This window comes from Veillonella sp., assembly GCF_019414865.1.
In the GTDB taxonomy this organism is placed as follows: domain Bacteria; phylum Bacillota; class Negativicutes; order Veillonellales; family Veillonellaceae; genus Veillonella.
Window position 1 is genome coordinate 1 of record NZ_DXLG01000062.1, and the last position, 9,572, is coordinate 9,572.

The following is a 9,572-nucleotide window of genomic DNA, read 5'->3' on the forward strand; positions in this document are numbered from 1 at the left end:
ATATAAGATATCTTCATAATAAGTACTATATAAAGCACCTTGCTCCAAAAGACCTTCAATAAAGTTAGCAATATCATCTGCATCAGTTTGTAACAGATCATCTAAACGGCCAATAAGTTGATCTACAGGCAAACAAGTATGACCTTGATTATCTAAACTGCGTAAAATCCATTCTAAACCAGCCTCTAAACGGCGAGAGTCACTGCCAGTAATACCTAAATGTTCCGCCAGTGTATCAGCCGTACCAAAGAGCATATCTGGTGCTACACGTAACAAAGTATAAGGATTATCTTCAATAACAGCCACAGACTGAACACCGTAATAAGTGTATACAGTTCGACTCCATTTAGACGAAATATGGTGACTTTCAAAAAAGTGATTTAAATCGGATAAAATACCTTCACCAAGTAACGTATTAAATAGTTCATCCTTAATACTTTTTCGAAGACCAGGAACATCCTTAATTTCTTCAGGACGTTCCTCTCGTAAAATTTCTAATATACGAATACCAAAATAATCAAGTACCTTTTCTACGGACTTTTCACCAAAACCTTTAATCCCTAAGTTCATTAAGTACGTCTTTGCAGCACCCATATTGTCAGGTTTTAACTTCTCTACACTAGTAGCATCAAATTGTCGACCATATTTTTCATGTTCTACATAACGGCCGCGAACTTCGATATCCTCCCCCTCTTTAGGAGACTCAAATTTACCAGTACAAGTAATGTATTCCTCATTATAATCTTTAAGGACAAACACGCAATACGTACGTTGTGTATTCTCATATATAGTTCGGTATACAAATCCTCGTATGGCGTCCATTATTTCTCCGTATTAGGTAAGGCTTCAATAATTTCTTGTACCGCATCGGTAATGCTGCCTTCATTACCGATTTTAATATGTGCCACTTCTTCGTATAAAGGGTATCGTTCTTCATATACATTAAAGATATACTCGATACTTTCTTTTACAAGTGGACGAATTTCAAGATCCAAATCATCTAGGATATGATTTACATCGCGGTTAACAAATACAACAAGACCATTATTGCGCATTAACTTTACTGTTTTGTCATAGGTAACAGTACCACCACCGGTAGCAATAACAGATGGCTTATTATGAATTAGTTCTTTAATTGTACTGTATTCATACTCGCTGAAAGCATCTTTACCATCATAAATATAAATATTTTGTACAGATTTCCCTACTTTATCTTGAATTGTTTGATCTAAGTCGTAAAAGTCTCGGCCCAATTCTTTGGCTAACATTTTACCAACTGTAGTCTTACCAGCTCCTGGCATACCGATGAGAAAAATATGCTTATGCATATGCTCTTTTAAAAACTCATTGCTCATAGAAACAACAGTCTTTATATAATTTTCAACATACGGTGATAACGTTTTATCTTTGCAATTTGCAGTATGCAATGCAACAATACTTTCATCACGCGCTTCATCTACTAAGGGTAAATGATGTTCATCTTTATATTTACCAATTTCTTTGATTAAAGATAGTCTTTTTTCAAATTCAGCGACTAATACAGCATCAATGCTATCTATTTGTTTACGAGCTTCTTTAATATCCATGAGAACCCCCTTATTATGCATTAGCCAAAATAGCTAAAGCCTGTTCTTCATCCACCTTCATTTGATCAATAAGATCTTGTAAGTTATTAAATTTAACTTCGCCTCTAATATAGGAAATAAATTGTACAAGAACTGTTTTTCCATATATATCTTGGTCAAAGTTAAACAGATGTACTTCGCATCTATGGTACTGATTTTTAAAGGTAGGATTATCCCCAATATTACCTACCCCATCATACCAAATGCCATCAATACACACGCGATTAGCATACACTCCATCTGGAGGTGTAGCCATTTCATTAGGAAGTAATAGATTTAAAGTAGGAAATCCTAATGTACGACCTCGTTGATCACCTTTTATAACAGTCCCTTTAAATTGAAATGGTCTTCCAAGCCAATGCGTGGCATCTTCTAAACGCCCTTCTCGAATCGCTTTTCTGATTTCAGTACTTGAAATAGGTGTACTAAGACCATCACAAGGCAATAAAGGCTGTACTAGGACTTGTATATGCTTATCAACCAATGCTTGTTTCATATATGTAGGATTACCTAATCCTTTTGCACCGAATGTAAAATTCTCACCTATTACGATGGCTTGAACATTCATATCCGTACAAAGAGCATCTAAAAATTCATCAGCACTCATTTGAAGTAGTTCTTCATTCATAGGTAATCGCAAAATATAATCTACATTCAAATCATCAAGAACGGTATCCATAACCTCTTCTTGAATAACCCTCTTCGGAACACGTTCTGGATGTAGAATTGTCAACGGATGATGTTCAAAGGTAATGATAATGCTAACACCATTAACTGATGCAGCTTCTTCAACAGCCTTCCGTATAACTCGTTGATGACCTCGATGAATGCCATCAAAGGTACCTAGGGCATATACTTTTGTATCTTTGATTTGACGTAGTTCATCAAACGAATGTAATTGCTTCATACTTATCCTTCAATAAAAATATTTTTTTCCACCTTTAATGTGTGGTTTGTTCGTTTCATAATACCAATGAATCCATGAGGACCATAGGCTCTATAATAATGATCTGGTTTGGTATAGGTAAATTCACTATCAATAGATAATTGTTTACCTTGAACCATCATCTTTAATTGTACACTATTTACCGTTACTTTTGAAAGATGTGAAACTGCTGTATCCGTTGGTAACAATAGGCTTTCACCATGAATCATCAGTTCCTCAGCCATTTTTGCAGAACCAATATCAAAGGGCCCTACTTGAGTACGCACCAAAGATGTCATCGTTCCTGGTATACCTAATGAAACACATATATCACGTAATAATGAACGAATATAAGTGCCTCCAGAGCATGTTACACGAACTGTAAAATATGGAAAGCCATACGCTACAAGCTCAATATTTTTTATATGAACTTTACGTAATGGCAATTCTACAGGAATACCTTTACGGGCATATTCATAAGCACGAATACCATTTACTTTAATAGCGGAATATTTTGATGGTATCTGATCTTGAACTCCAGAGAAAGTATTCAATGTATTGACTAATTCTTCAAAAGTGGGTTTTACTATAGCATCAGAAAGTTCTGAACTTTGAGACGATTCATTTAATAGAACGCCCTCTCTCAATACCATGTCATTATCAGGCAATACTGGTTGACCTGAACTATCTTCAGTATCTGTAAAAGTCCCAAATTTACATTCTGCCACATAGGTTTTATCAAAACCATCAGTGTATTCAATAAGTCGCGTAGCCTTACCAAGAAATACTGGCAATACACCATATGCCATAGGATCTAAAGTACCACTATGTCCTATGCGCTTCTCTTTTAAAATGCGGCGGCAAATGGCAACAGCATCATGACTTGTTATTCCAGGAGGTTTTAAAAATGGTAAAACGCCATCCATTATTTAATCACCTCAATAAGAGCTTGTTTTGCTTCCTGTAATGGTAAATTAATGGTACAACCGGAAGCTCGAATATGTCCGCCACCGCCAAAATTGCTAGCTATAGCATTCACGTCGGTTCCTTTAGAACGCAAGCTTACTCGCGTTCTATCATCAGCTTCAGCTTTTAATAAAATAGCTATATCAACAGTATCAACGTTTCTAATAATATCTACAAAACCATCCGTATCATCCCCAAGAATTGTCATGGCTTCACGATTCAACTCGATTGTAGCCACGGTGTTATTCTTGTAAAACTCGATAGTTTGCATAACTTGTTTTGTTAATTCAAGACGACTGGCAGACACAGCTTCAATCGTTTCAGAAATAACATTAGGTCTAGCACCAGCTGCTACACATTTTGCAGCCATTTCTAAAGTATTGGCTGTGGTATTACTGAACTTAAAGAAGCCACAGTCTGTAGCAATAGCCATATATAATGCAGTGCCCATAGACTCAGTGATAGGCCAATTCCATTTTGTACATAAATAGGTAATAATTTCACCAGTAGCAGCAAAATTAGGCTTTAAATATAGATGATCCGCAAACTCCGTATTAGAAATATGGTGGTCTATATTAAAAATAGGTGCACTCCATAGTGCACCTACTTTGCCAATTCGCTCATACGTGCTAGCATCCAATACCATTAGCATATCAATATCAACAGGATTTGTTTCAAAATACGCTACATCATGGATGTGGTCCGTATATCGTAAGAATGAGTACTTTTCAGGAACTACATCATCCACTACCATATATACAGTTTTACCTTGCCCTACAAGGGCTTCGTAAAAGGCCACCATGGACCCGATAGCATCACCATCGGGTCTAACATGGACGGTTAGCATAATAGAATTAGCTTCACACAGAGCCACATGTAATTGATTAATAGTAATCTTACTCATGTTCTCTATCCTTTGTGTTAATTTTTTTCTTCGTCCTTTTTAATTTCATTCAAAAGGGATTCAATATGCATGCTATAGTCTAAAGACGTATCCTTATCAAATGTGATAGAAGGAATATGGCGCAACTTAAGTACTTTGCCAAGCTCAGTACGAATATGGCCTGCTGCATGCTTTAAAGCGATAAGAGTATCTTCTTTTTCCTTATCGGAACCAAACAAGGAAACGTAAATTGTAGCCTCTCGTAAATCACCGGTTACATGAACATCGGTAATAGTAGTAAAGCCGATGCGAGGATCTTTCAATCCACGCATCAACATTTGACTTACCTCTTGTTTGATGAATTCTTGTAATTTTCTGACACGAACGTCACTCATATAAACCTCCTATATTTGAGGTGCAACTTCTTCCATCAAGTACGCTTCAATTACGTCGCCTTCCTTGATGTCGCGGTAACCTTCTAAGGAGATACCACATTCGAAGGATGTTTTAACTTCTTTTACTTCGTCTTTGAATCGACGTAAAGAGTCAACCTTACCTTCAAATACAACAATACCATCACGGATCAAACGTACTTCAGAATCGTTAGTAATACGACCTTCTGTTACATAAGAACCGGCAACAATTGCTTTTGGTGTAGAAATAACTTGACGTACCTCTGCACGACCAACGACAACCTCTTTGAATTGAGGAGCCAACATACCACGCATCGCAGACTCAACGTCATTAATAGCATCGTAGATTACGCGATATGTACGAAGGTCAACTTTTTCATTTTCTGCAGCGCGACGTACATTAGCATCAGGACGTACGTTGAAGCCCATAACGATGGCATTAGATGCAGAAGCCAACATAATATCAGATTCATTAATAGCACCTACTGCAGCATGAACGATAACGATACGTACTTCAGGATTTTTAATGCCTTCCAAGGATTGACGCAATGCTTCTACAGAGCCTTGAACGTCTGCTTTAATGATGATATTAAGATCTTTTAACTCACCTTGTTGAATTTGGTTGAAGATATCATCCAATGTAACTTTGTGAGTAGCTTGCAATTCTTGAACGCGTTGTTTAGCAATACGTTTTTCTGCGATTGCACGTGCTTCGTTATCATCCATACCATTGATGATTTCACCAGCTTGTGGAACTTCTGAGAAGCCCAAGATTTCTACAGGCATAGAAGGACGAGCTACTTTTACCTTTTCACCGCGTTCATTTGTCATGGCACGTACTTTACCATAAGCAGTACCAGCAAGTACAGTGTCACCTACACGAAGGGAACCTTTTTGTACTAATACGGTACATACAGCACCACGACCTTTATCAAGTTGAGCCTCGATAACTACGCCGTAAGCTTTACGGTTAGGGTTCGCTTTTAATTCCATAACTTCTGCTACGAGCAAGATATTTTCAAGCAAGTCGTCGATACCTTGTTTTTGTTTAGCAGAAACTGGAACCATGATTACATCGCCGCCCCATTCTTCTGGTAAAAGGCCATGTTCAGACAATTGTTGTTTAACATGGTCTGGGTTAGCACCTGGTTTATCCATTTTGTTGATAGCAACAATAATAGGTACATCTGCAGATTTGGCATGGTTTATGGCTTCAATAGTTTGAGGCATTACACCATCATCAGCAGCTACAACGAGAACTGCGATATCTGTAGATTTAGCACCGCGTAGACGCATAGCTGTAAACGCTTCATGGCCAGGAGTATCAAGGAATGTAATTTTATTGTCGTTATAACGAACTTGGTAAGCACCGATATGTTGAGTAATACCACCTGCTTCGCCAGCTGTTACATTAGTTTGACGAATTACGTCCAACAAGGATGTTTTACCATGGTCAACGTGACCCATGATAGTAACAACTGGAGGACGAGGTTTTAATGTTTCTGGTGCATCTTCAATCTCGATGATATCAGTAGGATCTTCTTCAGGTTCTACTTCTGTTACAGTTACACCAAATTCTTCAGCTACGATTGTAGCAGTATCAACGTCAACCTCTTGGTTAATGCTAGCCATAACACCTAAGAGCATCAACTTTTTGATGATTTCAGATACTTCGCGGCCCATTTTTTCGGCTAATTCTTTAACTGTTAAAGAACCGCATAATTCGATTTCCGTAGCAATCGCTGCTTCAGCCTTACGTTCAGCCTCAGCCTTTTGTTGTAAGTACTGTTCATTACGATGTTTTACGCGATTCTTTTTCTTTTGCATAGATGTAGATAACAAGGATTGAGGACGGTTGTTACCACCTTTTTTATTTTTCTTGTTACGACGATCATTGTTATTAGAATTGCGATTATCATTGTTTCGATTGTCGTTATTGCGATTATCATTATTACGCGCATCATTAGGACGACCATTGTTATTGCGATTGTCACTATTACGATTATTATTGTTAGGGCGGTTGTTAGCGCGATCACCAGATTGTTGGTTACCTTCGGATTTACGTGTAGGTTCAGAGATTTGTACATGACGTACATTGCCCTTTTTATGGTCATTTTGTTTAGATTGATCGTCTTGTTTTTGACCACCTTGTTTACGATTATCCTTTTTCTGTTCGTTAGAACGATTTGGATGTTGTTGTTTATGTGGCGCAGCTTCTTGTTTATGAGCTGCAGTTGGAGCAGATTTTTGTTCTACTTTTTGTTCTATTTTTTGTGCTACTTTAGGTGCTTCAGATTTCTTACTCAATTGTTTTTTTACAATTTCATAACCGGAATCATCTACAGAATTAACTGCTTTCGTAACATTTACATTATGTTGTTGCAAAATAGAAATAACCTGCTTACTTTCTACGCCGAACTCTTTGGCGATTTCATGGACGCGCTTTTTGGACATCTACATACCCCCTTATTATCGATCAATCTCTTTTACTATTGCCTTTGCAAATCCATCATCTAGTACGGCGACTACTACCCTAACTTCTTTACCAATAGCTGTTCCTAACACCTCTTTATTGGCAATACTATGAAGTGGAATCTGATGTGTTTCTGCTAATTGAGTATATTTCTTTTCATTGTTGGCTGCACAGTCACCAGCGAGAAGTACCAATTTTGGTTCCTTTCTCTTTATAGCCTTTTCTACGATAAAATCACCAGAAATAACCTTGCCTGCTCGTTGTGCTAAACCTAAGAGATTCAAAATTTTATCTTCATTCATGTATATCAGTGATTACTCATGCTCTTGTAAATCACGTTGTAACGCTTCGTATATCTCTTTCGATACACTATGCTTTAGTGACCGTTCTAATCGTTTTGCCTTATAGGCTTGTTCAAAGCACGACATGGATTCACATAGATAGGCTCCACGTCCTGGTGCTTTACCAGTACGATCAATACTGATGTTACCGTCTGGGCTCAAGGCTACGCGAATCAATTCACGTTTTACCTTTGGCTCACCACATCCTACACAGGTGCGCATAGGTTGGGATTTCGGTTTCATGACTATTCTCCATCCTCAGCATTGCCAAAACCTGCAAAAGGTTCTTCAGCTGCTTGAGTTTCACTCTTAATATCGATTTTCCAGTTAGTTAATTTGGCTGCTAATCGAGCATTTTGACCAGCTTTACCAATTGCTAAGGATAATTGATAATCAGGAACTACAACGTAAGAGGATTTTTCTTCTTCACTTACATCAACAGATACAACCTTTGCTGGACTCAAAGAGTTTGCGATATAAATTGCTGGATCTTCATCCCATTTAACGATATCAATCTTTTCATCATGTAACTCATCAACGATATGTTGTACACGTTGGCCTTTAGGACCTACGCAAGCACCTACTGGGTCAACATTTTCATCGCGGCTATAAACAGCAATCTTAGAACGCATACCTGGCTCACGAGCTACGGATTTAAGCTCTACCACACCTTCATAAATTTCTGGTACCTCTAATTCAAAGAGGCGTTTTAATAAACCAGGATGGGTTCGGGAAATCATGATTTGAGGCCCTTTCGTAGTTTTCTTAACCTCTACGATATAGCATTTAATACGATCTCCTTCGCGATATGTTTCTGTAGCAATTTGCTCAGTAGGTGGCAAGATTGCTTCTGTTTTACCTAAATTGATAAATACATTTTTACCTTCAACACGTGTAATAACGCCAGTAATGATATCGCCTTCACGGCTATAGTATTCTTCATATACTACGCTGCGTTCAGCCTCTTTCAAACGTTGAATAAGCATTTGTTTTGCAGTATGGGCAGCACTACGGCCAAAGTTAGCTGGAGTAACATCGACTTCTACTACGTCGCCAACTTCAAAACGTTTGTCAATTTTGCGCGCTTCTAACAAGCTAATTTCTGTTTCTGGCAATTCCACAGTTTCTACTACTTGTTTTTTAGCCATTACTTTATAAACGCCTGTTTCACGGTCAATCACAACGTACGCATCTGGATTAGATGTAGGTTCTTTGCGATATGCTTGCAACAATGCAGCCTCTAAGGATTCAAAAATAACCTCAGGAGCAAAACCTTTTTGCTTTGTAAGCACCATTACCGCTTGAATTAATTCTTGACTCACTCGTATGCCTCCATATATTAAAAATCAAGATGTAATCGAATTTGTGCAATGGCAGACCGTTCGAATGTCATGCTTTCACCATTGATAGTAAAATCGATAGTTGTGTCTGTAAAACCTTCTAATACACCAGTAAATTGCTTACTGCCATTAATCGGTTTAAATAGCTGGATATCAACATCACGACCATTATAGCGAACCAAATCCTTATCCTTCTTAAGAACTCGATCTAGGCCTGGAGAAGATACTTCCAATAAATAGTTTTCCGTAATTGGATCTTTTTCGTCGAGCACAGCACTTAGTTTTTCGCTAACCAACTGGCAGTCATCCAAATCTACACCACCTGGCTTGTCGAGATAGACACGCAAATACCAATCGCGTTCACGAACGTAATCTACATCGACTAGTTCCATTTCGGTGCCGGCTATAATATCTTCAACTACAGAGGATACAAATTCCTCTACTGCTTCTCTCTTCATAGCCATCGCCTCCTTTATTACTACATCTTGTATATATCTCTTGATTACAAACACCTTAAAATTAGGCTAATCATAAATGAAAGAGTGGACATAAGCCCACTCTTTTAAAAGATTTATATAAAAGTCATATATAGTATATCATATTTAC

At 37.8% G+C, this 9,572-nt stretch carries 11 protein-coding genes; all 11 read right to left on the reverse strand.

The genetic code is table 11. The features are described 5' to 3' along the window. The coding region (locus tag QZ334_RS05210) for a helix-hairpin-helix domain-containing protein (RefSeq protein WP_295232482.1) at positions 1 to 822 on the reverse strand (822 nt) is incomplete at its 3' end. Beyond that, the gene (locus QZ334_RS05215) at positions 822 to 1,586 is read right to left on the reverse strand and encodes a shikimate kinase (protein WP_105085516.1); all 765 of its coding nucleotides are present in this window, start codon (positions 1,584 to 1,586) and stop codon (positions 822 to 824) included. The genes QZ334_RS05210 and QZ334_RS05215, both read right to left, overlap by 1 nt. A 13-nt stretch (positions 1,587 to 1,599) precedes the next feature. Beyond that, a complete protein-coding gene (ribF, locus tag QZ334_RS05220; protein WP_156719750.1) occupies positions 1,600 to 2,532 on the reverse strand; it encodes a riboflavin biosynthesis protein RibF in 933 nt (310 codons plus the stop codon). 2 nt (positions 2,533 to 2,534) lie between these two features. Then, positions 2,535 to 3,476 carry a tRNA pseudouridine synthase B gene (locus QZ334_RS05225; protein ID WP_295232485.1) on the reverse strand — a complete coding sequence of 314 codons (942 nt, stop codon included), beginning with the start codon at positions 3,474 to 3,476 and terminating at the stop codon, positions 2,535 to 2,537. Continuing rightward, a complete protein-coding gene (locus tag QZ334_RS05230) occupies positions 3,476 to 4,420 on the reverse strand; it encodes a DHH family phosphoesterase (protein WP_005386856.1) in 945 nt (314 codons plus the stop codon). Before QZ334_RS05230 ends, QZ334_RS05225 begins: the two co-directional genes overlap by 1 nt. 17 nt (positions 4,421 to 4,437) lie before the next feature. Beyond that, on the reverse strand, positions 4,438 to 4,794 hold the full coding sequence (rbfA, locus tag QZ334_RS05235; protein WP_005386857.1) for a 30S ribosome-binding factor RbfA: 357 nt from the start codon (positions 4,792 to 4,794) through the stop codon (positions 4,438 to 4,440). 9 nt (positions 4,795 to 4,803) lie between these two features. Next, positions 4,804 to 7,266, reverse strand: coding sequence for a translation initiation factor IF-2 (gene infB / locus QZ334_RS05240; protein WP_295232488.1), 2,463 nt, complete (start codon positions 7,264 to 7,266; stop codon positions 4,804 to 4,806). A 15-nt stretch (positions 7,267 to 7,281) separates the two neighbouring features. Beyond that, positions 7,282 to 7,587 carry a L7Ae/L30e/S12e/Gadd45 family ribosomal protein gene (locus QZ334_RS05245; RefSeq protein WP_105085511.1) on the reverse strand — a complete coding sequence of 102 codons (306 nt, stop codon included), beginning with the start codon at positions 7,585 to 7,587 and terminating at the stop codon, positions 7,282 to 7,284. Between the two features lie 12 nt (positions 7,588 to 7,599). Beyond that, positions 7,600 to 7,869, reverse strand: a complete 270-nt coding sequence (rnpM, locus tag QZ334_RS05250) for an RNase P modulator RnpM (RefSeq protein WP_105085510.1) — start codon at positions 7,867 to 7,869, stop codon at positions 7,600 to 7,602. 2 nt (positions 7,870 to 7,871) lie between these two features. Then, positions 7,872 to 8,948: a transcription termination factor NusA gene (gene nusA, locus QZ334_RS05255; protein WP_178885094.1), complete on the reverse strand. Its 1,077-nt coding sequence runs from the start codon at positions 8,946 to 8,948 to the stop codon at positions 7,872 to 7,874. Between the two features lie 17 nt (positions 8,949 to 8,965). Beyond that, positions 8,966 to 9,424, reverse strand: coding sequence for a ribosome maturation factor RimP (gene rimP, locus QZ334_RS05260; RefSeq protein WP_295232492.1), 459 nt, complete (start codon positions 9,422 to 9,424; stop codon positions 8,966 to 8,968). Positions 9,425 to 9,572 lie beyond the last annotated feature (148 nt).